At 50.0% G+C, this 26,513-nt stretch carries 23 protein-coding genes; 16 read left to right on the forward strand and 7 right to left on the reverse strand.

The features are described 5' to 3' along the window. Nucleotides 1–44 precede the first annotated feature (44 nt). Both fliE and HC231_RS08645 read left to right on the forward strand, forming a co-directional pair. The gene (gene fliE, locus HC231_RS08640) at nt 45–362 is read left to right on the forward strand and encodes a flagellar hook-basal body complex protein FliE (protein ID WP_208230606.1); all 318 of its coding nucleotides are present in this window, start codon (nt 45–47) and stop codon (nt 360–362) included. 31 nt (nt 363–393) lie between these two features. Then, entirely contained in the window at nt 394–666 is a 273-nt protein-coding gene (locus tag HC231_RS08645) for a DUF333 domain-containing protein (RefSeq protein WP_208230607.1), read from the forward strand. 59 nt (nt 667–725) lie between these two features. Here HC231_RS08645 and fliT read toward each other — a convergent pair whose 3' ends face one another. The 3 genes from fliT to fliD form a co-directional block, all read right to left on the reverse strand. Further along, nucleotides 726–1,103: a flagellar protein FliT gene (fliT, locus tag HC231_RS08650; RefSeq protein WP_208230608.1), complete on the reverse strand. Its 378-nt coding sequence runs from the start codon at nt 1,101–1,103 to the stop codon at nt 726–728. Nucleotides 1,104–1,226: 123 nt separating this feature from the next. Next, nucleotides 1,227–1,631: a flagellar export chaperone FliS gene (fliS, locus tag HC231_RS08655; protein ID WP_425490551.1), complete on the reverse strand. Its 405-nt coding sequence runs from the start codon at nt 1,629–1,631 to the stop codon at nt 1,227–1,229. A gap of 11 nt (nt 1,632–1,642) precedes the next feature. Beyond that, complete coding sequence (fliD, locus tag HC231_RS08660) at nt 1,643–3,040, reverse strand: flagellar filament capping protein FliD (protein ID WP_208230610.1); 1,398 nt, start codon at nt 3,038–3,040, stop codon at nt 1,643–1,645. A gap of 324 nt (nt 3,041–3,364) precedes the next feature. Here fliD and HC231_RS08665 point away from each other — a divergent pair, with 324 nt between their 5' ends. The 11 genes from HC231_RS08665 (at nt 3,365) to HC231_RS08725 (ending at nt 18,093) form a co-directional block, all read left to right on the forward strand. Then, entirely contained in the window at nt 3,365–4,195 is an 831-nt protein-coding gene (locus tag HC231_RS08665; RefSeq protein WP_208230611.1) for a flagellin N-terminal helical domain-containing protein, read from the forward strand. A 240-nt stretch (nt 4,196–4,435) separates the two neighbouring features. After that, complete coding sequence (locus tag HC231_RS23920) at nt 4,436–7,636, forward strand: O-linked N-acetylglucosamine transferase family protein (RefSeq protein WP_246494750.1); 3,201 nt, start codon at nt 4,436–4,438, stop codon at nt 7,634–7,636. A gap of 395 nt (nt 7,637–8,031) precedes the next feature. Continuing rightward, a complete protein-coding gene (locus HC231_RS08690) occupies nt 8,032–9,201 on the forward strand; it encodes a DegT/DnrJ/EryC1/StrS family aminotransferase (protein WP_208231268.1) in 1,170 nt (389 codons plus the stop codon). A 136-nt stretch (nt 9,202–9,337) separates the two neighbouring features. Then, nucleotides 9,338–10,168 carry an ATP-grasp domain-containing protein gene (locus HC231_RS23925; RefSeq protein ID WP_246494752.1) on the forward strand — a complete coding sequence of 277 codons (831 nt, stop codon included), beginning with the start codon at nt 9,338–9,340 and terminating at the stop codon, nt 10,166–10,168. Then, complete coding sequence (locus HC231_RS23930; protein WP_246494754.1) at nt 10,117–10,518, forward strand: hypothetical protein; 402 nt, start codon at nt 10,117–10,119, stop codon at nt 10,516–10,518. The genes HC231_RS23925 and HC231_RS23930 overlap by 52 nt, the downstream gene beginning before the upstream one ends. Next, the gene (locus tag HC231_RS08700; protein ID WP_208230612.1) at nt 10,515–11,648 is read left to right on the forward strand and encodes a Gfo/Idh/MocA family protein; all 1,134 of its coding nucleotides are present in this window, start codon (nt 10,515–10,517) and stop codon (nt 11,646–11,648) included. The genes HC231_RS23930 and HC231_RS08700 overlap by 4 nt, the downstream gene beginning before the upstream one ends. A 51-nt stretch (nt 11,649–11,699) precedes the next feature. Further along, nucleotides 11,700–12,770 carry an FkbM family methyltransferase gene (locus tag HC231_RS08705; RefSeq protein ID WP_208230613.1) on the forward strand — a complete coding sequence of 357 codons (1,071 nt, stop codon included), beginning with the start codon at nt 11,700–11,702 and terminating at the stop codon, nt 12,768–12,770. 49 nt (nt 12,771–12,819) lie between these two features. Then, nucleotides 12,820–13,884, forward strand: coding sequence for a glycosyltransferase (locus HC231_RS08710; RefSeq protein WP_208230614.1), 1,065 nt, complete (start codon nt 12,820–12,822; stop codon nt 13,882–13,884). Nucleotides 13,885–13,986: 102 nt separating this feature from the next. Next, entirely contained in the window at nt 13,987–14,922 is a 936-nt protein-coding gene (locus HC231_RS08715) for an Rpn family recombination-promoting nuclease/putative transposase (protein WP_208230615.1), read from the forward strand. Between the two features lie 273 nt (nt 14,923–15,195). Then, the gene (locus HC231_RS08720) at nt 15,196–16,887 is read left to right on the forward strand and encodes a thiamine pyrophosphate-binding protein (RefSeq protein WP_208230616.1); all 1,692 of its coding nucleotides are present in this window, start codon (nt 15,196–15,198) and stop codon (nt 16,885–16,887) included. A gap of 258 nt (nt 16,888–17,145) precedes the next feature. Next, nucleotides 17,146–18,093 (forward strand): Rpn family recombination-promoting nuclease/putative transposase, encoded by a 948-nt coding sequence (locus HC231_RS08725; protein ID WP_208230617.1) that lies wholly within the window; start codon nt 17,146–17,148, stop codon nt 18,091–18,093. A gap of 226 nt (nt 18,094–18,319) precedes the next feature. On the opposite strand, the gene HC231_RS08730 is transcribed toward HC231_RS08725, so the two are convergent. Together HC231_RS08730 and HC231_RS08735 are read right to left on the reverse strand one after the other, a co-directional pair. Beyond that, a complete protein-coding gene (locus HC231_RS08730; RefSeq protein WP_208230618.1) occupies nt 18,320–19,354 on the reverse strand; it encodes a histone deacetylase family protein in 1,035 nt (344 codons plus the stop codon). A gap of 20 nt (nt 19,355–19,374) precedes the next feature. Then, nucleotides 19,375–20,766 (reverse strand): APC family permease, encoded by a 1,392-nt coding sequence (locus HC231_RS08735; RefSeq protein ID WP_208230619.1) that lies wholly within the window; start codon nt 20,764–20,766, stop codon nt 19,375–19,377. A 700-nt stretch (nt 20,767–21,466) separates the two neighbouring features. Here HC231_RS08735 and HC231_RS08740 point away from each other — a divergent pair. The 3 genes from HC231_RS08740 to phoH all read left to right on the forward strand — a co-directional run bounded on the left by HC231_RS08740 (nt 21,467) and on the right by phoH (nt 24,185). Beyond that, entirely contained in the window at nt 21,467–22,189 is a 723-nt protein-coding gene (locus tag HC231_RS08740; protein ID WP_208230620.1) for an RNA polymerase sigma factor FliA, read from the forward strand. 74 nt (nt 22,190–22,263) lie between these two features. After that, nucleotides 22,264–22,776, forward strand: a complete 513-nt coding sequence (fliZ, locus tag HC231_RS08745) for a flagella biosynthesis regulatory protein FliZ (RefSeq protein WP_208231269.1) — start codon at nt 22,264–22,266, stop codon at nt 22,774–22,776. 620 nt (nt 22,777–23,396) lie between these two features. Next, on the forward strand, nt 23,397–24,185 hold the full coding sequence (gene phoH, locus HC231_RS08750; protein WP_208230621.1) for a phosphate starvation-inducible protein PhoH: 789 nt from the start codon (nt 23,397–23,399) through the stop codon (nt 24,183–24,185). Between the two features lie 144 nt (nt 24,186–24,329). Here the strand turns inward: phoH and rplY are convergent, their stop codons facing one another. After that, nucleotides 24,330–24,614: a 50S ribosomal protein L25 gene (rplY, locus tag HC231_RS08755; RefSeq protein ID WP_208230622.1), complete on the reverse strand. Its 285-nt coding sequence runs from the start codon at nt 24,612–24,614 to the stop codon at nt 24,330–24,332. A gap of 137 nt (nt 24,615–24,751) precedes the next feature. Further along, nucleotides 24,752–26,512 (reverse strand): DNA repair helicase RadD, encoded by a 1,761-nt coding sequence (gene radD, locus HC231_RS08760; protein WP_208230623.1) that lies wholly within the window; start codon nt 26,510–26,512, stop codon nt 24,752–24,754. Nucleotide 26,513 lies beyond the last annotated feature (1 nt).

Below are 26,513 nucleotides of genomic sequence, written 5' to 3' on the forward strand. Positions count from 1 at the left end.
CTGATATGTTATCCGCTGGTAATTTACATATGCGGAGGTGAGAGATGGCGGTGGAAGGCATTGCTTCGGTCGTGGCGCAATTACAGGCCACAGCGCTTCAGGCCACTGGCAGCGAGGCTAAGGCTCCGGTTGCCGCGGGCGCGGGGTTTGCGGCGGAAATGAAATCCGCGCTGGGCAAAATCAGCGACCAGCAACAGGCTGCCCGTACGCAGGCGCAGGACTTTGAATTGGGCAAACCCGGCGTCGCGCTCAATGATGTGATGGTCGATCTGCAAAAGGCCTCGGTTTCATTGCAAATGGGCGTTCAGGTTCGTAACAAACTGGTTACGGCGTATCAGGATATCATGGGTATGAGCGTTTGACGGTTGTGCATTTATATCTGAGACTCTGCTAATGAACGTATTAAGAGTTGCTACAGTTTGCGTGTCAGCCTCCCTGTTTTCTGCTGGTTGCGCCGCGGCGGATAGCCAGCAGTCAGTTACAAAAATCACCTCGGCCGTACAAAACGTAGCCACAGACTGGTGTGAGAAGAAAGGCGGCAAGGTGGTGACCATTAAAACAAACGTCAAGTCGGCCACCTCAACAGGCCGTACGACCAAGTGTTTGTTGCCGAGCGGCGAACTTATCGATCAGTGGAAACTCTACAAGCGTGATAATAATAGATAAGGAATTAATTGTATTTAGGCTGTCATCCTCAGCCTGTTGATTCCAAGGCTTTATTGTCCTTATTCTTCGTTTATCTTACCTGGCAACATGGATTGTCTGTCTGCGAACTTGTTGTAAGCGGAATTAACCGAGTGCTGTTGAGTTGAAATACTCATTAGGTCTTTCAGATCGCTCATCCTTGTTTGCAATAACTCTTTTACCTCTTGTTCATTACTCAGGATCCGCTGCAGGCTGATTTTGACTCTTTGCTGTTCATCGGTTGATAATTCGATAGAGTTACTCTCATTCAAATAAGAAAGTTTCTCAACTGTGGTGATATAGCGGTGCGAAAAATCGATCAGTTTGTCCCATTCGGCCTTTTTAGCCAGCAATAAACATTCATTACTTAAGGCAAGTAATTGCTGGTACAAAGATAATATCGGTTCGCTGGCATTCATCAACGTGATCTCAAAAATATTAGATAGACAATCAAAGGCTCTATGGTACTCAGGCTATAATCAACAAAAATTGAACAGATTGTTTGTTATAGCAACTGAATGATTATAAAAATATCCGCTGTATCATACTGCCTGGTCTGTATTGGCAATATCGGGTGATATCTGTTTCCATGAGTCGGCAATACCACGCAATAAACCAAGAACTTCATTTATCGCCTGCTCATCATTATGCAGATTGGCATGCAGCAATCTGCGCACCATATAGTCATACAAGGCGGCCAGATTATCAGCAATTTCACCGCCTTTTTCCCGATCCAGACTGGCAAGCAGCCCGTTGCTGATGATATTGACCGCTTTGGTAATGGCTTTACCTTTGGCAACAGTCTCTTTCTGTTGTATATGGATTCCCGCCCGAACAAGCGCGCTGATAGCACCCTCAAACAGCATGGTGATCAGTTTGTGGGGGCTGGCGCTCATCACGCTGCTTTGTAACCCCACCTGGGCATAGGCCTGCGTTCCATAAATCATCGTTGTCATAATCAGCTACTACTGGTTAGTTGGTCAAAGACATTGGTCAGATAGGTACTGGTGGAGTCCAGTTCCGAAACCAGCACATCCAGAGCGGTAAATTGCGTGGTATAACGCGCCATTATCGCTTCAATACGCGCTTCAGTCGCGGTTTTCTTGGCGGTCAGTTTTTCCTGGATCTCGGTAATACCGTCTAGGGCGTTATCAATAAGGCCGTCGTCCGCGGTGTAGGTTTGGATAGCAGATACCATCTGCGTGGCCAATCCGGTACTGGAACCATCGCCAACAAAAAACGCCTTAACGTCATCCGCATTTTCACTCAGCGCAGTGCTTAACTTGGTGGAGTCGATGGACAGCGTACCGTCGCTGTTGCTTACGGAGATCCCCAATTGGCTAAGCACCTGAAAAGTATCATTGCTTTGCCCTGAACTGAGCAGGGATTTCAGTTTGTTTTTCACTCCCCGTAAGAGTGAGTCGCCCACCAATGCGCCATTGTTCGTACTGCTATCGTCATCAGTAGCGTAGTCTTCATTGTAAGCCGTCAACGTGGTAAAAGTGCTCAGCAGACTATTATAAGAGTCTACCCAGGTTTGGATTGCTGTCGTAAGATCGTCGGTAGCGGCGCTGATGGTCAGGGTTTCGGTTGACGTAGACACGGCGGTCAGCGTTAGCGTAACGCCTTCGGAGGGCACATCGGTAACGGTATTGCTGCTGCGGGTAACGGTCACGCCGTTAACGGTGAGAATGGCATCCTGCGCGGCCACCGCCTGAGTCATAGCGCCGGAACCGGTGCTGCTGTCATAGCCAAGAATGCCGTTCAGCGTATCGTCAGTGCTGCTGATCGTCATTGTGGAGGCTTCACCAGTATCATTAGAGGTCAGCACTAACTGATAGCTGCTGTCGCCGGATTGGATCACACTGGCGGTAACGCCTGCATCGGCGCTATTGATGGCGCTGACTAATCCGTTGAGACTGGTTTGATCGGCCGTTAGGCTGATTTCGGTAGTGGTGTCTCCCACGCTGATGGTCAGCGTACTGTCTGAACTGCTGAGCGCGGTAGTTTTATCACTTTGCGTACTGCTCACCAGCGACTGGGCGGTGGCGAGTTGAGACACATTAATACTGTAGGTGCCGGTCGCCGCATCTGAAGTCGCGGTGGTTGAAAACGCCGTATTGGTGGACGTGCTCTTACTGCTGTAAAGATCGCTGCTGGTTAGCGCTTCTGTCGCGGTGGATAAGCTTTCCAGCGCGCTGTTGAGCGTATTATAGGCGGTGGTCTTGGCGGTATAAGCCGTTTGCTTGTTTTCGATCACCGTCACCTTCTGATCTTCGACAGCCTGTAGCTTTTCGAGAATAGAAGTGAGGTCCAACCCGGAACCGACGCCGAGTGAGGCGGTAACTGATGCCATAATCAATACCCTTTAGTTAATCGACCTTAAGGAATGCGTTTTTTGGTTATCGGCGCGATGCAATAAAAGTTTATGGTTTTTTACCTATATCTGTTTCTGCGGTTTTCTGCGGTAATGCAACAGTTATCTGATAAAATAGAACAGCGGTTCAATTGGTAATAATTGTATTTTGGCAGCAGCAAAAATTTTAAAAGAAATTGCTAAAGGTTGGATTAGGAGAGCCGATACATGTCAGTGACGGTGGTTGACACCGTAGGCAATTCGGCCTGAACCTTTAATTTTGAGCATCCGGTTTTCGCTGGGTGGATAAAAGGAACCTATTTTATGGCAATTTCAGTATTAACTAACAGTATTTCTCTGAGTGCACAGAACAACCTGAACTCCTCTCAGTCCAAACTGGGTCAGGCTATCGAACGTCTGTCTTCCGGTTTGCAGATCAACAGCGCTGCCGATAACGCAGCCGGTCAGGCGATCGCCAACCGTCTGCAATCCAGCATCAACGGTTTGAACCAGGCCGCTACAAACGCCAACGACGGTATCTCTCTGGCGCAAACCACCGAAGGCGCGCTGGACGAAATCAACGATAACTTACAGTCTATTCGTACCCTGGTCGTTCAGGCGGCTAACGGCACCAACTCTACCAGCGATCTGACCTCCATTCAGGAAGAAATTACCGCTCGTTTGGACGAAATCGATCGTATCTCTTCGCAAACCTCTTATAACGGTAAGAGCCTGTTGAGCGCAGATGGCAATACGATATCACTGCAGATTGGCACTAACGATGGTGAAACTATCAGCTTTACGCTGAATAGCGCTTCTTCGGGAGATCTGGGTGGCGGCGTTCGTGACATTGATGTCACCACTGCTGATTTTTCCGGCGGTACTACTTTGTCAGACATTGATGCTGCCATCGCTGAAGTCGATTCTCAGCGTTCCAGCCTGGGTTCTATCCAGAACCGTCTGGAATCCACTATCAACAACCTGACTTCCACCACGACTAACCTGAGCGATGCGCAGTCCCGTATCCAGGACGCCGACTATGCGACGGAAGTGTCGAACATGAGTAAGGCGCAAATTCTGCAACAGGCCGGCGCTTCCGTGCTGTCTCAGGCCAACGCCGTACCGCAGATCGCTCTGACTCTGCTGCAAGGCTAATCGGCTATACGCCCATAGCTTACATAAGACCCTGCTACGGCAGGGTTTTTTTTACATATAAAGACTGGCCGCAGGATGCAATCGGTTTACTGATGTTGGCGGATGACGATGCTTCGTATTGGTCGTTGAACCTTTGATTTAAGCCTGTAATAAACCACTAATCAGTGGATTATCGTTGCTCCCTATTTGTTATTTTAAACAAAATCTGTTTATCCCACTTAATGGCAAGGATATTCGCTTTTGTCTACCACTATACCGTCCTCCCCGCAAGCTGAAAATGATGTGGCGTCTTCTACTAGCGAGACCGAATCAATTTATCAATCGCTGGATTATCTTTCACCACAGGGGTTGCAAGCGGCTGCCTGGCTATATGGCGTACAGACGCCACCGCCAGCCAATTCCAGGATATTGGAGTTGGGGTGTGGTAATGGCGCCAATCTACGACCGTTTGCGCTGGCGCATTCCGGAGCAAAGGCAGTAGGCATCGATCTGAACGCTGAGGATATTGCCGAAGGCGAGCGCTGGTTGGCGCAACATTCGTTACCCAACCTGACGCTGGGTGTGATGGACCTCCCTACCTTGTTAGCAAGCGATCTCGGCGCGTTCGACTATATTGTGGTGCGTGGGATATTTAGTCTGGTCAGCGGAGAAAGCCGCTCCGCGCTGCTGGCTTTTTGCCGGCGTCATCTGTCGCCGCAGGGAGTGGCCTGTTTCGGTTATAACACCTATCCCGGTTGGAAAAGCGCTGAAGTTTTGCAGGATGCGCTGCAGGTGCATCTTTCACTGGCAAAAAATACGCCAGAGGCGCAAAGCGCCAGCGCCCGGGCGATGTTGGTGTTTATGTCGCTGGGGCTGGATAAACACAATCCGCAGCAAGCGGCGCTGCAGGAGTTTATCCATCAGGCGAAGCAGCTTTCCGATGTCGATTTGGCGCTAAACTACTATCAAGGGCTAAACCAACCCTGTTATTTAATGGATTTTCTGACATTAGCCAGCGAAGCGGACCTGGCCTGGCTGGGGGATGCGCAGCCCTATACAGAATTGGCCGAGCACTATAGTGACAATGTTGCGCAGCTTCATCAAACCATCTGTCCTTATGAGCATAAGCTGCTAAAGCAGCAGTATCTGGATTTTGCCGTCGGACGTAAATACCGTTACAGCCTGCTGGTGGCGCAGGCGCGCGCAGCCGAGGTTCTGCCCGCGCCAGACCTTGACCGCCTGGCGGATTTTCATTGGGCGGGGAGTTTTAGCCGTCGCCTAACGGAAAAAAATATAAATATAAATGCAGAGCATTTTCTGGCTGATGGGCGGTCAACTTTCATTTCTCAGGATGCATTAGCAAATAATTTGCTGGATGTGATAGGTGACGCATGGCCTAACAGCGTGTCGCTGGATCAATTAGTCTATAACACGCGTCCGCCAGAGGACGAGCAGCCCGATCATAAAGAAGCGGTGCTGAAATCACTCGGTTTTCTGTTTAGCAAAGGCGTGCTGGGGCTACATGGTTGTTTAGATGAGAGCGTCTATAACCGCCAGTCCTCGTCATCATTGACGTTGTTGCCGGGGATAATAACTGATTACCGTTTACGCAATGAAGCCGATGCCGCTTTCCGTTGCGTTAATTTCTGGTATGAACACCGTACCTTCACGCCTGGTGAGGATGAATTAGCTCATTTAGCTCTTATTGCGCAAGGGGGCGAATCCTCTTGTCAGGTCGATTATCCGCTGATGACGCGGTTGCGAGACTATGGACTGCTCTGGGGCGGCGTAGCAGCCTGGCGCAGCTGTTTACAGCAAAGTATTGTCTCGCTATCTCTGGATAAGGCGCTTGATAACATTCCCTCGCTGCTGTTTTATTCGACCAGACGAGAGAATGGCGGAGCATTACTGGCGCGGGATGTCGCCAGTACTTTAGGCCAGACCCGGAAGAGTGGCAAATTGGTTCCATTAGCGAAAAAAATGCATTCCCAATTGCAAGAACTGGTCGCTCAGGGAGCCTTTTCAGAAGCTCGGGAGATGGCGCAGAAATTAGTTGATAGTCAACCTCAAAATGTCTACGCATGGAATGCGCTAGTGAATATTTGTATGAGAACCACAGATAGGGAGAGTGCGCTCAAGGCGTTATTGCAAACGTTATCCCTCAACCCGCTATCTTGGGATCTCTATGAGACGCTGGCCGTGGTTCAGTATCGTCTAAATCGTACTTTTTATGCCGGAAACCTGATAAAAAAAGTGCTGCGTGCCTACCCTGACGGGCGTTATGCCTGGCAGTTGCTCTCGGCCATCTACGTCGATCATCGCAATTTCAGGTTAGCGGAAAAATGTGTAAGAGCGGCGTTGGCTATTGAGCCGAATCACCCGGAGCTACTGAATAATATAGCGAGTTGTCTTGATGGTCAGGGGAAACAGGCCGAGGCGCTGGGCTATTTTAAACAAATGGTGGATATAAATCCTGAAGCAACAGGGTTTCATAGCAATATGCTGTTTACCATGTTGCATGTCGGTTCGTTATCTCCTGAAGAGATCTTTCTTGCCCATCGCCGTTATGGCGAAGTGGTGGAGCGAATGGTCAATAGAGCCCCTATCCATTTGCCATTCAATAATATCAAAGATCCGTCCCGGCCATTGCGAATCGGCTTCGTATCGGCGGATTTACGCAATCATCCGGTGACCAACTTCCTTGAGCCTATCTGGCGTAATATCGATCGCGACGCTTTTAGTTTGTATGCCTATGCCAATAGTGAAGCTTATGATGCTAAATCACAGGAATTGCACGCGCTGAGCGCGGGTTGGTCCAAGGTGTGCAACCTAAGCGATATTGAGCTGGCGCAACAGATTAATCAGGATGGCATCGATATTCTGTTCGATCTTTCCGGCCATACCAGAGGCAACCGCCTGCCTGCGTTTGCTTATAAACCCGCGCCGATACAGATTGGTTGGATCGGTTATCCGGGAACCACGGGCTTAACGGCGATGGATTATTGGTTCTGCAATAATAATTTTGCTGAACCGGGCGTATTGGATAACCAGTTTACCGAAAAACTGATTTATTTGCCGTCAACCCAAATATTTGAACCGGTAAAAGACTGCCCGGAAATTAACCCATTACCGGCATTGTCAAATGGTTATATCACCTTTGGTAATTTCAATCGGCTAAATAAGATAAACGATGAAGTATACGTACTGTGGGCAAAAATATTGGTTGCGTTACCTTCTGCCCGTATGTTGATCGGCGCCATTGATGACTGGGATATGGAGAAAGAAATCCGGGGAAAAATGGCGGGATATGGTGTTAAACCTGAACAGTTGCTTTTTCAGAAAAGAACCTCAATGGGCGAATACTTAAAGCTGCACCATAAGGTAGATATTTTGCTGGATACTTTCCCTTACTCTGGGGAACCACCACCAACCATGCCGCCTGGATGGGCGTGCCGACATTGACGTTGGCGGGAAAAACTGCGGCTTCCCGACAGGGCGTTTCCGGGGAAGAGCCTGGGGACTGGATGAGTTTATTGCCTATTCACCGGAGGAATATGTGCAGAAGGCGCTTAGTTGGCCGCATGAGTTGGAGCGACTTTCCCAGCTCCGGGCTGGTATGCGGGAACGAGCTTCCGGTAGCCAAAAGAGTAGGGCTATCACCCCAGCGACCTATTTTGAAGAGGCATTGAGAACCGCATGGAAAATATATTGTAGCGGAGAATCTCCAAAAAGTTTCTCTGTCAAAGGGTAAGCGCTTTCTTTTATCAGAAGGCGTTGCCTTAGTGTTAAGAGCATCTGGTGGCGGTAAATCAGGAGCGGTAGCGTGCTTAAATTTGTTGCGGGGTATAAAAATAATTATGTCGAGCGATATAGAAAAGAATATATATGTTACCAGCCCGCTGCTTCCGCCGCTGGAAGAATTTATACCCTATCTTGAACAGATATGGGGCAATAAACAATTGACCAATGGCGGACCATTTCACCAACAGTTAGAACAGGCGTTAGCCGAGTATCTGGGCGTAAAGCATCTTTGTTTATTTGCCAATGGCACACTGGCGTTGCTGACGGCGCTGCAGGCTTTACGTATTACTGGAGAGGTGATCACGACTCCCTATTCATTTGTCGCGACGTCTCATACGCTGTTATGGAATGGTTTAAAACCCGTATTTGTCGATATTGATCCTGTTACCTGTAACCTCGATCCGGAAAAAATAGAACGGGCTATTACCCCGATGACATCGGCGATATTACCCGTACACTGTTATGGTATTCCAGCTAATGTGAAACGTATTCAGCAAATAGCGGATATCTATGGCCTGAAAGTTATTTATGATGCGGCGCATGCCTTCGGTGTGAAAGAGGACGGCGTCAGCATTTTAAACCATGGCGATCTCTCTATCCTCAGTTTCCATGCGACTAAAGTGTTCAATACCATAGAAGGTGGCGCCATCATTTGCCCGGATGCGAAAACTAAAAAACGTATCGATTACCTAAAAAATTTCGGTTTTGCCGATGAAGTGACGGTGGTTGCACCGGGAATTAACGGCAAAATGAATGAGGTTCAGGCTGCGTTCGGTTTACTGCAACTGCGGCACATAGATCGGGCATTGCAAGAAAGAGAGCGTATTTACGCCCGTTATAAACAGGCTTTTCAGAATATATCGGCCATTCGTTTGGTCGACGTGTCTGAAAACGTTAAATGGAATCACGCCTATTTTCCGATTTTTATCAATGGCGCTGATGCCGAAATTCGTGATGCGCTTTATGATGCGTTAAAGGCTGAAAATATTCTGCCGCGACGTTATTTTTACCCTCTTATTAGCACATTCCCCATGTATCGCGGACTTTCCAGTTCTCAAAATGAGAATCTTTCCGTCGCTATGAATATTGCTGATTCAGTACTGTGTCTGCCGATTTATCCCGGTCTTATGGAAGACGAGCAGAATAGGGTAATTAGCGTAGTCAACACTTTCATTACGGAACAGTTGCCGGCTGTAATGGTGAATTTTTTGGATAAATCGGCGTAATGCCAACGATATATCCAAAGTTAAATATGCTGCACCTTGCGATTTACACTTGGTTTGGTCGCATTCGTTCACACTCGCTTTCCCGTTATGATGGGAAAAGCGCTGATAATAACGTAATTACACATCGGAGAGCATCTTGCCTGATATTAATACATTGATCCTTGATGCAGGGTTCTCGGCTACTCCTATAATTCATTCTGCTATCGATATGGGCGCGATAGTTGGCGTGTGCAGCGGGAAAACCGCCGATCCCGGCCACCGTATTGCGCATCGCTCTTTCGTCATGGATTACTCTCAAGTAGATCAGATTCTATCGTTGGCGCGGCAAGAGAATATTTCTGCGTTGTTGCCCGGCGTGACGGATATCTCTTATTTGAGCGGGGCTAGTGTCGCCGCTCAACTGGGACTACCCGGCTTTGATGCCCCCGATACAGCGGATATCTTGTTTAAAAAGGATCGGTTCCGGCACTACGCCAAGCGCCAGGGGTTGCCGATTCCGAAAGCTGTAATGTCATTGGATCAGATTGACGAACTGAGTTTCCCTGTGCTGGTTAAGCCTGCCGATTCCTATAGCGGCCGCGGTATTGTCATGATTGACGATGCAGATTTGATTGGCGCGGCTTACCATTCTGCGCTGGCGGAATCAATGTCGGGCGAGGTAGTGGTTGAAGAGTTCAAGCAGGGGCAGTTGCATAGTCATTCCGCATTTGTGCGTAATGGTCGTATCGTTTGTGAGTTTTATGTTGATGAGTTCTGCACGGTATACCCGTATCAGGTAAATAGCAGTTGCCTGAGTGCTCAAATGAGCGAGTCGCTTAAGAGCCAAGTCAGTGAATGTATTCAGCACATTATTACCGATTTGCAATTGTGCGATGGTCTGGTGCACACACAATTTATTTCATTCGGAGAAGATTTTTGGCTAATAGAATTGACCCGTCGTTGCCCGGGGATTTATATAGCCTACTGATTCAATACGCGACGGGCATACCTTACGCAGCCCTGTTTGCTGCGCCGTTCCTCGGTCATGACTTACCAATTACTATGAAGCGTCCGCCCATAACGCGGTTTATTGCCAGACATACGGTGTCTGTTGCGGAAGAAACAACCTACATCTCACTACAGTGCCAGCATGAGTACGCTCAGGTTATCGCGGCCGTCCCTTTGAAAAAATGTGGCGAATCTTTATTAGAAGCGCCTTTTGACCGTGCCGCTATCCTTTTTTCAGAGTTTCCCGATGAAACACTCATGTTGCGCCATACGCCTTCCCTGAAAAAACACTTCACCATCAACCCCCGACTAACAGAGATACAGCCATGAGCGTGACTACAACTCGTCCTAAACTGAAATTAGGTTTTATAGGCGGTGGAATTAACTCTGCGATCGGCATGACGCATAAAATTGCGTGCCAGATGGATGGTCATTTTGAGTTGGCGGCTGGTTGTTTTAGCCGTAACAGAGAAATCAACCGGTTGACTGCGGAAAGTTGGGGTGTTGCACCCGAGCGCGCATACAACAGTATTGATGATTTTTTGCGTGCCGAAAAAGCGATATTGGATGCCGTTGTGGTACTTACTCCAACGCCGACACACACCGATATCGTTATTGCCTGTTTGGAGCAGGGGCTTACGGTCATTTGCGAAAAGTCGTTGGCAGCCAGCGTGGAAGATATTGAGTCGATTAACCGTACCCTGATTTCGACACAGGGTCAGTTGATGGTGACATTCAATTACACAGGTTATCCAATGATAAGGGAGCTGCGGCAGCGTATAGCCGATGGTGAGCTGGGGGCGATTTCGCAGATCATGATCGAGATGCCGCAGGAAGGCTTTTTACGACATACGTCGCTGGGGCAGGTATCCAAACCGCAAAGCTGGCGTCAGACAGATGGAAAGATCCCGACAGTTTCCCTAGATTTAGGCGTACATGTCCACCAAATCGTCCATTTCCTTATTGGCGAGAAAGCACTGGACGTTTATGCCGCGAGCAGCGCTTTTGGCGAGGTTACCAACGTTATTGATACCGTAAATTGCATCGCGCATTACACCGGCGGAGTGGTTTGCAATTACTGGTATGGTAAGGCGGCGCTGGGCTATCGTAACGGATTGAGGATACGTATCTTTGGTAGTAAAGGCGCAGCGGAATGGTTGCAGATGGATCCTGAAATTCTGCACATGAGCGACGTAAATGGTGGGTCATGGATCGTCGATCGTACTCATCCGAAAAACCGCGTGGCGAATCAGACGCGCTATTGCCGTTTTAAGGCTGGGCACCCGGCAGGGTTCATTGAGGCCTTCGCCAATTACTATGAAGATATTGCCTCGGTGTTGAAAGGTGAACATAACAAGATGGTGTTCGGCTTAAATGTGGCATACGAAGGACTCAGATTTTTGCACTGCGCTAATGAAAGTAGCATTACTCATGAGCGTGTCATAATCGGCAGTGAGTAAATAAGCCTAAAACCGGCGTTATGCAGAAATTATTATTGAATAGGGCAGTGTATGAAGATAGAAAACTATATTCCACATGAAAGTAAGCTTTTATTTTGTAAGGAGTTTATTGAATCTAAAAGGCCAAAATATGTCTTTGGCAGAAATGATTTTGCTGTGGAAATAAATAATACACTGAACATTACGGGATTTATTGATGAAACAAGTACGGATACGATTTATCTCGGTAAACCGGTTTCGCATAGTTTAGATGCGCTACCCGAAGATGCGATGGTGCTTTTCGTATCCTGTATGAGTCCGTTAACGGTTAGCAAAAAACTGTCCGATAAAAATATTGATTTTATCGATTATTTCTTTTTTCAGAAATATTCTGGGTTACTGCTGCCGGATATTCCTCATTGGATTGGTTTTGCTGATGACTATAGTCGAAATAAAGAGAAATACGATAGGCTTTATTGTTTGATGAGTGACGACCTGAGCCGTGAAACCTTACGTCGCCTGGTAACATTTCGCCTATATCGCGATCTGTCTCAAATGAGTATTTTCACTAACCGGATGGAAGATCAGTACTTTGAGGATTTTCTGAGGCTGGATGAGGAATCTTTCGTTGATGCCGGTGGTTATGATGGGCTAAATAGTTTGATTTTTGCTGAACGTTATCCCGATTATCATACCATTCATTTGTTTGAACCTAACCCTGACATCATTACGTTGGCCAAGAGAAAACTACATGCTCTGCCGAGAGTTGCTTTCTATGAATTAGGGTTATCTTACTGCGCGCAGCAGTTAAATTTCGACAGCAATGAAGGTGTCGCTTCGGCATCAAAAATCAGTGATAGCGGTAATACCGTCATTCATGTTGATGCTCTAGATAACGTCATTAAAGACAGAGTAACCTTTATCAAAATGGACATCGAGGGAGCGGAGTCAGATGCAATCGCTGGAGCAAAACAAACTATTTTGGCTCATCACCCGAAACTCGCTATTTGCGTTTATCACAAGCCAAATGATTTTTGGTATTTAGTTGAACAAATACTGTCTATTCGAGCTGATTACAAACTGTATTTTCGACATTACACAGAAGGTACTGACGAAACTGTAATGTATTTTGTTCCTGATTAGATGGTACGGGTTTTCTGTATATTTGATAAATTTTCAGTATGGTGTCAATATGATATCTGTTTGCATGATCGTTAAAGACGAAGCTCAATACCTAAAAAATACGCTTAGCAGTATTGCTGAATATTTTGATGATATCGTGGTGGTGGATACGGGATCGACTGATGATACTAGGGAGATCGCCGCGGGCTTTACCCAAAAGGTTTATGACTTTACATGGGCATCTGATTTTTCCGCCGCCAGAAACTATTCTTTATCGTTCGCAAAATATGATTGGGTACTGATTATCGATGCGGATGAGGAAATCGCTTCTATTGATATCAGTGCGTTGCATCAACTGATGCATGTTAACCCGGAAGCGATCGGCAGAGTTGTTCAGGTTAATCATATTGATGAGGGAGACGGTGTCGGGGTCGTCAAAGAACCGATTAGCCGTTTATTCAGGAAGGATCTTTATTATTATCAGGGCATTATCCATGAGCAAATTGTGCCTAAAAATAACGAGAATGTGTCTGGCAACAGATTTATGGTCCCCATTTCCTTAAATCATATCGGCTACAGAAAAGAAATCCTGCAAAGTAAAAATAAAATAGCTAGAAATATTAGCTTGCTTAAAAAAGCCCTTGAGTCAACGCCTGAAGAACCTTATCTGCATTATCAGATAGGAAGAAGTTATTTTTTGGACAAGAATTATTCTCTGGCTGCTGAGAGTTTTGAAACTGCGCTGGCTTTACAAAAAAACTTTTCCTATAGCTATAATGAAATTTTGATAGAAAGTTATGGATACTCCCTGATCAATGTGGGTGAATACAAAAAAGCGTTATCTATTCTGAAATATGAAGAATATTGTGATTCGACAGATTTTGTATTTTTAAAAGCGTTGATATTAATGAATAATGGTGAACTTCAGCGCGCGGTTGATACTTTTTTACTTTGCACGAAAATGAAGCCTGGAAGTAATGAAGGAGTGAATTCTTATAAGGCTAACTATAATATTGGCGTGATATTAGAGTGTTCGAAAATGTACCAGAAAGCCAAAGAACTTTACCATAAATGTGGAAATTATAATCCGGCGCTGGATGGGATCAGGCGTATTATGGATAAACAAATTGAATAGCATTTTGCTGCGAAGCGCCTCCACTCTTTTCCCTCTGCCGCTTCTCCGTTGGGGATAATCCGCTAAGGTAGCGGGCAATTACCACCACAGGGACGCGGTGCCATGCAGCCTCACGATGCTATCTTCAAACAATTCCTCGGGAATATCGATATCGCGCGGGATTTTCTTGCCATTCATTTGCCGCCGGAAATCCGAGAACACTGTGATTTCACCACGCTGCAACTGGAGTCGGCTTCATTTGTGGATGAAGAACTGCGCTCACGGGTGTCGGATATGCTCTATTCCTGCCATACGTCACAGGGGAAAGGCTATATTTATTGTGTCGTCGAGCATCAGAGCACCCCGGATAGGCTGATGGCGTTCCGGCTGTTGCGGTGTACGCTGGCGGCGATGCAGCAACATCTGTCTCAGGGGAATAAAACCCTGCCGCTGGTGGTGCCGCTGCTGTTCTATCACGGCGAGCGCAGTCCGTATCCCTATAGCCTGAACTGGCTGGACGGTTTTACCGATCCGTTACTGGCACAACAGGTCTATACCACCGCCTTTCCGCTGCTGGACTTGACGGTGACTTCGGATGAGGAAATTAAAACCCATCGCCGGGTCGCCTTATTAGAGCTGGTGCTGAAACATATTCGCACGCGGGATATGCTGGAGCTGGCGCGGGATATCGGGCTATTGATGGAATTATGGGCACTGCCCTTGACGCCGCAGCGGGCGTTGATGTTTTATATACTGAAGGCGGGGCAGACATCCGATTATCGGGCCTTTCTTGATGGGGTAACGGAACCTTTAACCGGTGAACGGGAGGAGAATATGGAAAGCATCGCGAACCAATTGAAACGTGAAGGTTTTGAGAAAGGGCTTCAGCAAGGGATCGGTCAGGGCATGGAACAAGGTTTAGAACAAGGCATGAGGGCCAGTGCGTTACGCATCGCCCGCCAGATGCTGAAAAACGGTATACCGTCGCAGCAGGTTCAACAGATGACCGATCTGTCCAATGACGATATGCAAACGGTGATCTCTTCTAAGGACGAGTGATTTTCTGCGAGGCGCTTTCACACTTCTTACTGTGCCGCTTCCCTGAGACCGTCAATCCGCTAAAGTAGCGTGCAATCACCACCACAGGGAAGCGGCGCCATGCAATCGCACGCGATCTTTAAATTGCCGGCGAGATGACATCTCTCAAATTAACATTCCAACAATTCAAAATAAGTAAGTGAACTCTGTTTGCCTGCGGCGTTATCATGTCGTCCAGAATCCGTAGCTGTTTGATTTTTTGACTAATAATCACTTAACGGAATGAGGTATACCATGACTGATAGTGCTTTCACATCCATAGATAAGGTGCCGGCGCGCAAAGGGGCCGAAATTCTGCTCGAGATACTGGCCAGCGAAGGGGTTGAATATATTTTTGGTAATCCGGGCACGACCGAATTGCCGCTGATGGATGCGTTGGTGGGCAATTCCGATATCAGCTATATCCTGGCGTTGCAGGAGGCGAGCGCCGTCGCCATGGCGGACGGTTATGCTCAGGCCGCCCGTAAGCCCGGTTTTCTGAATTTGCATACGGCAGGCGGGTTGGGACACGGCATGGGCAACTTGCTCAACGCTAAGATTTCCCATACGCCGCTGGTGGTGACGGCCGGCCAGCAGGATCTGCGCCACGCCATTACCGATCCGTTGTTATTCGGCGATTTGGTGCAGTTGGCTCAACCGGCGGTAAAATGGGCGCAGGAAGTGTCGCATCCCTCGCAGTTGCCGGTTTTGCTGCGCCGCGCGTTTCACGATGTGGTGGCGCCGCCGCCAGGGCCGGTGATGTTGTCGCTGCCCATGAACGTCATGGAAGAGATGAGCGATACGCCGCTGTTGTCGCGCTCAGTGATTGATACGCATAGCGTGGCCTCATCGCTGGAGTCGTTGGCTGAAGAGCTGACTCGTCTTCCGCCCGGACGGCTGGCGATTATCGCCGGCGATGAGCTGTACAGCAGTCAGGCGGCGCGGCAGGCCGTCGATCTGGCCGAAATGCTGGGCGCGCCGGTGTACGGCTCTTCCTGGCCGTCGCGGATCCCGTTTCCGACGTCGCACCCGCTGTGGGCGGGGAATTTGCCTACTCAGGCCGCGGCGATTGCGGACGTGCTCAGCAACTATGATGCGATTTTCGCCTTGGGCGGGAAATCGCTGATTTCCATTCTGTATACCTCGACATCCGCGGTGCCGGACAACTGCGCGGTCTATCAATTGTCTTCTGATGTGGGCGATCTCGGCAGAACCTATCCCACGCGCCTTTCGCTGGTCGGCCATTTGCGCGCGTCGCTTGACGCCCTGTTGCCGATACTGGCCGGGCTCACGCAGCCGACCCGCTCGGACAGAAACGCTAACCGCGACGCCTTGCGAGCACAGCGCGATGCGGACAGAAAAACGTTATACGAGCTGGCTGAAAATGACTATACGTCGGGCGTTATTTCGCCGCTGGTGGCGGCCCGCGAGGTGATGCGGGTTATCGGACACGATGTCGCCATCGTCGACGAAGCGATCGTCACCTCTTCCGCGGTGCGCCAGTTTTTGAACAGCCCTTCGTATGAACAATACTCCTTTTTAAGAGGCGGGGCGCTGGGGTGGGGCATGCCGGCGGCGGTCGGCTGTTCTCTTGGTCTGGGGCGTGCGCCCGTCGTTTCGCTGGTGGGGGACGGCGCTGCGCTATATTCGCCTCAGTCGCTGTGGACGGCGGCGCATGAGAATCTCCCCGTCACGTTTATCGTCATGAATAACCGGCAATACAATGTGCTGAAAAATTTCATGCGCAGCCAGCAGCATTATCTGGCAGCCCAAACCGAGAGGTTCATCGCCATGGATTTAGTCAATCCTGAAATCGATTATCAGGCGCTGGCTTGCTCAATGGGTGTAAACGCCAGACGCATCACCCGGGCTGACGATATCGCGCCCGCGGTGGAGCAGGGCATCCGCTCAGGTCGGGCGAATCTGATCGAGATCGTGCTTGCCTAATCCCATATCCTTAATACCCGTCATCCTGCAAATTACAGTATGACGGGTATGCGGATCTTCAATAGCCGATGGCGGTCATTATGGCCGCAGCCGGTATAACCGATGACCGATCTGTCCGATGACGATATGCAAACGGTGATGTCATCTGCTGACGAATAATTTTCTGCGAGGCGCCTTCACACTTTTTCCTCTGTCGCTTTCCTGTTGATGATTATCCGCTAAGGTAGCAGGCAATGACTGCCATAGGGAATCGGCGCCATGCAGCCTCACGATGCCATCTTCAAGCAATTTCTCAGTAATATCGATATTGCACAGGACTTTCTTTCCATCCATCTGCCGCCGGAGATTCAGGCGCTCTGTGATTTCACCACCCTGCAACTGGAATCGGCTTCATTTGTGGATGAGGAACTGCGTTCGCGTATATCGGATATGCTCTATTCCTGCCGCACCACGCAGGGGAAAGGCTATATTTATTGTGTTATCGAGCACCAGAGCACCCCGGACAAGATGATGGCGTTTCGGCTGTTGCGCTATAGTTTGGCGGCGATGCAACAACATCTGTCTCAGGGGAATAACACGTTGCCGCTGGTGGTGCCACTGCTGTTTTATCACGGCGAGAGCAGTCCGTACCCATACAGCCTGAACTGGCTGGACAGCTTTCACGATCCGTCGCTGGCGCAGCAGGTTTATACCACGACCTTCCCACTGCTGGATTTGACGGTAACTTCAGATGAGGAAATTAAAACTCATCGCCGGGTCGCCTTGTTAGAGCTGGTGCTGAAGCATATCCGCACGCGGGATATGCTGGAGCTGGCGCGGGATATCGGACTATTGATGGAATTGTGGGCACTGCCCTTGACGCCGCAGCGGGCGTTGATGTTTTATATACTGAAAACGGGGCAGACATCCGATTATCGGGCCTTTCTTGATGGGGTAAAGGCACCTTTAACCGGTGAACGGGGGGAGAATATGGAAAGCATCGCGAACCAACTGAAACGTGAAGGCTTTGAGAAAGGGCTTCAACAGGGAAAAGAAAAGTGGTTGGCTAAAGGCTTGGAACAAGGCATAGAACAAGGTATGAAGGCCAGTGCGTTACGTATCGCCCGCCAGATGCTGAAAAACGGCATGCCGTCGCAGCAAGTGCAGCAGATGACGGATCTGTCCGATGATGATATGCAAACGGTGATGTCAGCCGCTGACGAGTAATTTTCTACGAAACGCCTTCACACTTTTTACTGCGCCGCTTTCCTGAAATTGCGAGCGATCACCACCATAGGGAAGTGGCGGTATGCTGTCCCACAATGCCGTGTTCAAACCGTTTTTCAGTGAAACCGATATCACGATTGCACGGCAGTTCAGACGGCGGCGACAGTCTGGCAAGTCAGCGTGATTTGTAGCACCAGACCGGGCAACATGTCGCCCGGCACCGGCCTTAACGGTGGGTCGTTTCGAACCCCTGCAACACGTTCACCGCGTTCACGCCAATCTCTTCCACCGCATAACCGCCTTCCATGACGAATAGCGTCGTCATGCCCAGCGCGCCAAGCTGCTCGCCCATACGCAGGTAGTCTTGGTTTTGCAGCGTAAAGTGCGAAATGGGATCGCCCTGATAGGTATCCACGCCGAGCGACACGATTAGCACGTCCGGCGCATAGGCGCGTATCTGGCGTATAGCGCTTTGCAACGCCTGATTCCATATTCGCCAGTCACTGCCGGCGGCCAGCGGATAGTTGATGTTGTAGCCTTCTCCGACGCCCACTCCTTTTTCGTCCGCATAGCCCAGAAAGTAAGGATATTCGAAACGCGGATCGCCATGAATAGAGACGAACAGTACATCGGCGCGCTGGTAAAAAATATCCTGCGTGCCGTTGCCGTGGTGGTAATCGACATCCAGCACCGCCACTCGCCCCGCGCCCCGGTCAAGCAGCGCCTGTGCGGCGATCGCCGCGTTGTTGAAGAAACAATATCCGCCCATATAGTCCGCTGCGGCGTGATGCCCTGGCGGACGGCAAAGTGAAAACACCGCGTGGGCGCCGCGGCCGAGCTCGGCCTGTCCGCTCAACGCCACATTCGCCGATCCGGTGATCGCCTGCCAGGTGCCGGCAGTGATTGGCGCGCTGGCGTCCAGCGAGTAATAACCAAGCTGTCCGTCGATGCTGTCCGGCGCCTTCTGGCGCAAACGGCGCACCGGCCATGCCAGCGGCAGCATGTCATGATCGCGGCCTAGCGCTTGCCATGCCTGCCAGGCGCCTTGCAGAAAACGCACAAACTCTTCGCTGTGTACGCGTAAAATCGGCTCCAGGCCGAAATCGTCGGGGGTTTTGATTTCACCCAACTCTACCTGTTTTACGCGCGCCAGAACCATGTCGGCGCGGCTGGGTTTTTCGTAACAAGGGGTAAATTCTCCCCCCATCAGCTCATACTGACCGTGATGCAGCCGGTGCGTATCGCTGTAAATCGTTAGCATTCATTTTCTCCGCAGTGAGTTCAAAGCGATTCGGAAAAGCTGGCTCCGGGCGCCTTGTGACGAAAGCCGTGCGTTTGCACCATCAGGTAGATAATGCCCGCCGCGAACCAGCTCAGACCGATGATTAGCGTCATCCCCGATAGGCTGGTCCACAGCCATAGCGTCATGCCCATGCCAATGGCGGGGATCGCGCCATAGAGCAGCAGGTCGCGCGCGCTGCGGCGTTTTTCCACTATCAGATAGCTGCGGATCACCGCCAGATTGACGGCGGAAAAGGCCACCAGCGCGCCGAAGCTGATCATCGAAGCCAGCGTGGTCAGGCTGAGCACTATCGCCAGCAGGGAAATCAGCGACACCACCAGGATGGCGCCCACCGGGGTGCTAAAACGCGCCGACAGGATGCCAAACAGCGGCTTTGGCAAAATGCCGTCGCGACCCATACTAAAGAGTATGCGGGAAACGGACGCCTGGGAGGCCAACGCCGAGCCAATCGACCCGGCGACATAAGCCGCTGTGAACAGGCTGCTCAGCAATGCTCCGCCCGCAGTGCCCATCACTTCGGTGGCGGCGGATTCGGCATCTTTGAAAACGCTGCCGGGAAACACCAGTTGGCTGACTACCGCCAGCGCGGTGAACAACACCCCGGCGACCAGCGTGGTGATCACGATAGCGCGCGGAATATCACGCTGCGGCTGGTGGGTCTCTTCCGCCAGCGTCGATACCGCATCAAAGCCGAGAAACGACAGACACAGCACCGCCGCGCCGGCCATCAGCGGCGCAAAGCCGGGCTGACTGCCATCGCCGACGAAAGGCGCGCTGAAATCCAGCGCCGGCATAGCGTACAGGTGACGGACGGACATCGCGACAAACACCACAATAAACAGGATCTGCGCGCCAACGATAATATTGCTCATGCCGGACACCGAATTAATACCGATCACATTCAGTACGGTGACCAGCGCTATCGCCGTCACCACGAATACCCAGGCGGGCACCATAGGGAAAGCGATATTGAGAAACAGGCCGATCAGCAGATAGTTGATCATCGGCAGGAACAGATAATCCAGCAGCAGCGACCAACCGGTGAGAAAGCCAATCCCCGGCCCGAAGCTGAGACTGGTATAAGAATAAGCGGAGCCGGCGATAGGGTGCTTTCTCACCATGAAGCCATACGACAGCGCGGTGAACAGCATGGCGGCCAGCGTAATCAGATAGGCGCTGGCGGTGCGTCCGCCGGTTATCTCCGTCACTACGCCATAGGTGGTGAACATCGTCAGCGGCACCATGTACACCAGGCCGAAAAACACCAGCGCGGGCAGTCCCAGAACGCGGCGCAGATGCGGCGTTTGAGCGGTATCCGGCTCATGACCGCTTGCGGCCGCTTTGTTATTTACTGCCGATTGACTACACATAAATTCATCCTTCTTAACCCTATGGATGCCTCTCTCTTTAGCGTCGGAGAGGCCGACCGATTGATAATTTTCTATCCTAACCAAGGCGGGCGGCGGGCGGATAATAGGAAATCCTTACGGTTGGGGGCTGTAATTCTTTTGCAAAACAAATGGTAGTGTTAATTTAAACGGAGGATAGGCGGTCTCATCTATAACGGGATTTAATGCTAATCCATCTAATTTATGGCGGTTGATAGCCGTAAGGCAAAATCCCAGGTAACGCTAATTCATCCAATATCTATGATGTTGGTGATTTGCCTATTTGGGCTGTCGCTGGAAAGAGGTTTTTGCGCTTTGGGTAAGCGTGTAAACGTCATTTTTCTGCGCAGCGCATTCACACTTCTTCTTCTGCCACTTCCCTGTTGATGATAACGCGCTAAGATAACGGGCCATCGCCATCATATATCCACAGCGATAGTTTTATTTTCCCGACCCGCTTTCATCTTTTTTATGGGATAAATAACGTGTATTGGTAATAGGTCTGCGTTGTCGGGGGCTATGGCGATTGCCGTTTTACGTCATGGCGATAGCAGGTGTTCAACCACGCCGATGTCGGCATACCTTAATTAGCCTTCCTTTTCTTGCGCTATTCAAGCGATTGGCAACCCTCATCAAAAGCATAATAGTGACGATAACATTATCATCGTAGGTATTTGTCACTGTGAGCGATCTGTATACCGCCGAAGGCACAATGGATAAAAGCGCGCTTTGGAAGCGCTATGTCCCTTTAGTACGCCATGAAGCATTGCGGCTACAGGTTCGTCTTCCTGCGAGCGTTGAACTCGATGATCTGTTGCAGGCCGGCGGTATCGGTTTGCTCAGCGCCGTTGAGCGCTACGATTCGTTGCAAGGTACGGCGTTTACCACCTATGCCGTTCAACGGATACGTGGCGCAATGCTGGACGAGTTACGCAGCCGCGACTGGGCTCCGCGCAGCGTGCGGCGTAACGCGCGGGAAGTGGCACAAGCGATGCAGCAGGCTGAACAACAGCTTGGCCGGGCTCCAACTGAACAGGAAGTTGCGCACGCTCTGAATATTACGCTGGAAGATTATCGTCAGATTTTGCTGGATACCAATAATAGCCAGCTTTTTTCTTACGATGAATGGCGTGAAGAGCATGGCGATAGCGCAGAAGCATTGTTGGAGGGCAGCGAAGATTCCAATCCATTGCATCAACTGATGGAAGGTAATTTACGCCATCGGGTCATGGAGGCGATAGAAAACCTGCCCGAGCGCGAGAAGCTGGTGTTAACGCTTTATTATCAGGAAGAGCTGAATTTAAAAGAGATCGGCGCTGTTCTGGAAGTAGGCGAGTCACGGGTCAGTCAGTTGCATAGCCAGGCGATAAAGCGCCTGCGCGTGAAATTAATGAATGACGTTTAAATTTGTTCGCGCAGGAATAATGTTATCTCGGTATACCCATCTTATGGGGTATATTATTGTCATGGAATGGATTCATGTCTCAATCAACCCGGAAGAAACAACGCCTTAGTCGTTATCTGAAAGATTTTAAACATAAGCAAACCCATTGTTCTCACTGTCGTAAAGAGCTTGATCGTGTTTCATTGGCATTCCGTCAGCAGCTGGTTAATAAAAAAACAATCGGCGGCATCGACGACCTGATTGATGATAATACATGGTCAAACATTCAACAGGATTTCGTTCCGCTTTGCCGCTTCTGTAGCGAAATAATATGTAATACTCACGCCAACTATTTCGATATCAAAGCTTTTACCCAATATCTGATCGAACAGACGGAAATCAGGCATAGCACGATGCGTGAATATGTTATTCGATTGCGGCGGTTGGATGAATTGCTGGCGGCGAAAAAGCATCCAAAGGAAGACTTCGCCATTGATAACATCCAGCAGCATATTTACGATTATCTCCCCGATATTAAACCTGATATCTACAGAAGCGCGTTGCGAAAATATGATCAGTATCTGGATTGGTATAAATACTACCGATAACATGCCGTTTTTATTTTTTCTGGGTTAGTTACCTCTGTTTTACTTTGAAAAAGCGCGCCGGAGAGGGATTGCTCTGGTTGTTGCTATTGGCAACGCGAGTGATATGAGTTCCGGCAAATAATAAGATCTCAAGCATATGTAAAAATTATACCTGTGTAAAAAAACTTGCAAAGTAGAGGCAAAGTATTGCACTGTCATACTACTGCAATCATCCGGCACTAATTTTTTAGTCTGATGACTAGCGGTAGTTCTTAATATGGTCAATCATTATTCATAGGAATAGTTGTTGTCACAGTGAGGAACGCGGATGGTAGTGTCCTTTTTGGGACTAAGTAGTCAAAATCAATATCCTTGTCTACGGACTCGCCGATGCGAGGGATTTCCCCGCCACCAATTTCCAACACTGCGCCACTCGTTGTTAACCCCACTTTCTCTCTTATCTGTTCGGTCTGTTTACTCCTCGTTAATTACTCTGCCCATCCGGTGTTTATGTTATTCCGGCTTGAGCGTTATTTATTCTGTTCTTCATCGGCTTAATAAGGAAGCCAAACCTCGTTGTGAGTGAAACGTCACGCGCTGCCAGGCAGTGCGGTAAGTGAAACAAACTGTAAGGTGCCACTATGGGAAGACAAAAAGCAGTGATCAAAGCACGTCGTGAAGCGAAACGCGTTATTAGACGTGAGTCGCGTAGTCATCGTCAGCGTGAGGAAGAATCGGTCACTTCTCTGGTACAAATGGGCGGGATTGAATCGATAGGGATGGCGCGGGAAAATCGCGACACCTCGATCATTGAAGCCAGAACAGCCGCCCAGGAGCATTACTTGTCTGCAATAGAGAATAAACAGTTAATCTTTGCCACCGGTGAGGCGGGTTGTGGCAAAACGTTTCTAAGTGCGGCCAAAGCGGCGGAAGCACTTATTCATAAAGAGGTCGATCGTATTATTGTGACCAGGCCGGTATTGCAGGCCGATGAGGATTTGGGCTTTTTACCTGGCGATATAGCCGAGAAATTTGCGCCTTATTTTCGTCCGGTTTATGACGTGCTGTTACGGCGATTAGGCGCGTCGTTTATGCAGTATTGTTTGCGGCCGGAAATAGCCAAAGTGGAAATCGCGCCATTTGCCTATATGCGCGGTCGGACATTTGAAAACGCGGTGGTAATTCTGGATGAAGCCCAGAATGTGACGGTTAACCAGATGAAGATGTTCCTTACTCGTCTGGGTGAAAATGTGACGGTAATCGTGAATGGCGATATCACTCAGTGTGATTTACCCAGAGGGGTTAAATCCGGGCTGCGTGATGCGCTGGAGCGTTTTACGGAGGATGACATGATTGGCGTCGTGTCGTTCGGTAAAGAGGATTGTGTGCGCTCGGAACTGTGCCAGCGTACGCTCATTGCGTATGGATAATAGTTAAAAACCCAAAAACACAGGGAGTGTTTTTCAACGTTGCGCAGCAACGGCCCGAAGGGGGCGGGCAGGATAGCCCGCCATAAAAAAACGCCGCGAAAGCGGCGTTTTTTCTCCCGGCGTCCCGGAATGACTTCGGCGTGATTAAGCGCGGACGAAGTCGATATGAGTCAGCTTGGGCTTGAACGGATGACGTTGTACAGCCTGAACTTTAGCTTTGACTTCTTTGCCATCGATGGACAGAATCACCACTTCACCGTAGAAACCGTCTTTCAGTTCCTGGTTTTTTACTACATCGTGATCCAGTTCGATAGCAATCGGCGCTTCCGAACCACCGTAAACGATGGCTGGGAATTTACCAGCATGACGCAGGCGGCGGCTCGCACCCTTACCCTGATCTTTACGTGCTTCTGCTTTGATAGTAATCATTTTTTACTCTACTTAATATAAGTAATCCTGCTACAGGCGACCCAGCAGCAAGTTGGGTTATTCAGCTTCTGCGGTGCAAAAGCGGACGGAATTCTAACGGAATATGGTTCGCCGGGCAAATAAAACCGAGAAATAAGTTATCCCCGCAGCTCGTTTGCCCGCCGGAAACGGCCTTGATAATCGAATATTTTTTCCCGCAGCTGCCAGAATTTTCCCTGACGACGCGCCACAACAAAGTCTGGCGCCCGTAACAGATGTTGCTGCGCCGGAATATCCGCGGCATTTTGCCAGACGAAGGGAACACCGGGCGCCCGTTGATGAATGCGTAAGAAATTTAGCTGGAATACGTGGCGTTGGGCGGGCGTTTGCAGGCGAAAACGTTCGCTTACGTCTGCGCCGTCCTCGTCATAGTAGGTAATGTTAAGCCATTCCCCTTTGGCATCCCGGCCCGGCGTCAGGCTCATTCCGCTACAGCGCAGCACCAGCGCATCTTTTAGTCTTAATGCCGCTTTCAGCATGTCGTCCGGATCGACGAGTACGTTTTCGCACTGATGGCAGCGCCGTGCGGCAATGTCGTTTTCCGCGCCGCAGTGAGGGCAGGTTTTAAAGCGAAAGCGGAAGTCACATTGTCGGCGCTGGCCGTCGTCCTGCATTTCCCATCCTTGACAGCGCCGGCCGTAATGTTCGATTACGCTGCCGTCCGCAGCGGTTTTTCCCCAGAAAAGATTGGCAAAACCGCATTGCGGGCAAAAAACCTGTACCGGTTGACTGTCGCCGTGAGGTTTGCTTCTGCCGACTTCGGGCGTATAGAGATCGTGGGGGTTTCCTGCATAATCCAGGATCAGACACGAGGTTTTGCCGGGAAACAGACGTAAGCCGCGACCAACGATCTGTTGATATAAGCTTACGGATTCGGTCGGGCGCAAGATGGCAATCAGGTCAACGTGCGGCGCGTCAAAACCGGTCGTCAGGACGGCGACGTTGACCAGATAGCGTAAGCGTTGCTGTTTAAAGGCGTCGATAAGCGCGTCGCGCTCTGTCGTCGGCGTGTCGGCGCTCACCAGCGCCGCTTGACCTTCCGGCAGCAGCCGATGAATTTCACCGGCATGTTCAACCGTGGCCGCGAAAATCATCACGCCCCGGCGCGTCTGGGCATAGTCGACTATCTGACTGACGATGTGCGGCGTAATACGCTGTTGGCGCTTTAACTCACGATTAAGGTCAATCTCGCTGAACAGGCCGTTGCTTCTGGCCGCCAGTTTGCTGAAGTCATATTTTACCACGGGCATATCCAGCCGCTCCGGCGGCGCCAGAAACCCGTGTTTGATCATATAGCGTAGCGGCAGCTCATAGATACAATCGCGGAACAGGCAGCGTTCATCACCGCGAATCATACCGTGATAGTGATACTGATAAATCCAGCCTTTCCCCAGACGATAGGGCGTCGCCGTCAGTCCCAGCAGGCGCAGTTGCGGATTGGTTTGCTGCAGGTGTTGGATAATCTGCTGGTATTGGCTGTCGTCGGCATCGTTGATGCGGTGGCATTCATCAATGATCAGCAATGAAAACGCCTGTTCGAATTGCGCCAGATTGCGGGCGACGGACTGAACGCTGCCAAACACCACCTTTCCTTGACTTTGCCGCTGCTGTAGCCCGGCGGCGAAAATATCCGCTTCAAGCCCCCAGGCGCAGTATTTGGCGTGGTTCTGCGCCACCAGCTCTTTGACATGCGCCAGTACCAGCACGCGGCCGCGGGCGAGTTTGGCCAATTCGGCAATGACCAGACTTTTTCCCGCTCCCGTCGGTAGCACAATGACCGCCGGTTGGGTATGGCGGCGAAAATATTCAAGCGTTGCGGATACTGCCTCACGTTGGTAAGGGCGTAAGGTAAAAGGCATA

The sequence above is a fragment of the Brenneria izadpanahii genome (assembly GCF_017569925.1).
Taxonomy (GTDB): domain Bacteria; phylum Pseudomonadota; class Gammaproteobacteria; order Enterobacterales; family Enterobacteriaceae; genus Brenneria; species Brenneria izadpanahii.

What these genes read in the sequence shown, in the direction of transcription:
- fliT (WP_208230608.1), bottom strand. Translation starts at nt 1,103, where the DNA reads ATGAATGCCAGCGAACCGATATTATCTTTGTACCAGCAATTACTTGCC.
- HC231_RS08710 (WP_208230614.1), top strand. Translation starts at nt 12,820, where the DNA reads ATGATATCTGTTTGCATGATCGTTAAAGACGAAGCTCAATACCTAAAA.
- HC231_RS08645 (WP_208230607.1), top strand. Translation starts at nt 394, where the DNA reads ATGAACGTATTAAGAGTTGCTACAGTTTGCGTGTCAGCCTCCCTGTTT.
- HC231_RS08715 (WP_208230615.1), top strand. Translation starts at nt 13,987, where the DNA reads ATGCAGCCTCACGATGCTATCTTCAAACAATTCCTCGGGAATATCGAT.
- rplY (WP_208230622.1), bottom strand. Translation starts at nt 24,614, where the DNA reads ATGATTACTATCAAAGCAGAAGCACGTAAAGATCAGGGTAAGGGTGCG.
- HC231_RS08700 (WP_208230612.1), top strand. Translation starts at nt 10,515, where the DNA reads ATGAGCGTGACTACAACTCGTCCTAAACTGAAATTAGGTTTTATAGGC.
- HC231_RS08720 (WP_208230616.1), top strand. Translation starts at nt 15,196, where the DNA reads ATGACTGATAGTGCTTTCACATCCATAGATAAGGTGCCGGCGCGCAAA.
- HC231_RS08705 (WP_208230613.1), top strand. Translation starts at nt 11,700, where the DNA reads ATGAAGATAGAAAACTATATTCCACATGAAAGTAAGCTTTTATTTTGT.
- fliE (WP_208230606.1), top strand. Translation starts at nt 45, where the DNA reads ATGGCGGTGGAAGGCATTGCTTCGGTCGTGGCGCAATTACAGGCCACA.
- HC231_RS08665 (WP_208230611.1), top strand. Translation starts at nt 3,365, where the DNA reads ATGGCAATTTCAGTATTAACTAACAGTATTTCTCTGAGTGCACAGAAC.
- HC231_RS08730 (WP_208230618.1), bottom strand. Translation starts at nt 19,354, where the DNA reads ATGCTAACGATTTACAGCGATACGCACCGGCTGCATCACGGTCAGTAT.
- phoH (WP_208230621.1), top strand. Translation starts at nt 23,397, where the DNA reads ATGGGAAGACAAAAAGCAGTGATCAAAGCACGTCGTGAAGCGAAACGC.
- HC231_RS08690 (WP_208231268.1), top strand. Translation starts at nt 8,032, where the DNA reads ATGTCGAGCGATATAGAAAAGAATATATATGTTACCAGCCCGCTGCTT.
- fliS (WP_425490551.1), bottom strand. Translation starts at nt 1,631, where the DNA reads ATGATTTATGGAACGCAGGCCTATGCCCAGGTGGGGTTACAAAGCAGC.
- fliZ (WP_208231269.1), top strand. Translation starts at nt 22,264, where the DNA reads ATGTCTCAATCAACCCGGAAGAAACAACGCCTTAGTCGTTATCTGAAA.
- radD (WP_208230623.1), bottom strand. Translation starts at nt 26,512, where the DNA reads ATGCCTTTTACCTTACGCCCTTACCAACGTGAGGCAGTATCCGCAACG.
- HC231_RS08735 (WP_208230619.1), bottom strand. Translation starts at nt 20,766, where the DNA reads ATGTGTAGTCAATCGGCAGTAAATAACAAAGCGGCCGCAAGCGGTCAT.
- fliD (WP_208230610.1), bottom strand. Translation starts at nt 3,040, where the DNA reads ATGGCATCAGTTACCGCCTCACTCGGCGTCGGTTCCGGGTTGGACCTC.
- HC231_RS08725 (WP_208230617.1), top strand. Translation starts at nt 17,146, where the DNA reads ATGCAGCCTCACGATGCCATCTTCAAGCAATTTCTCAGTAATATCGAT.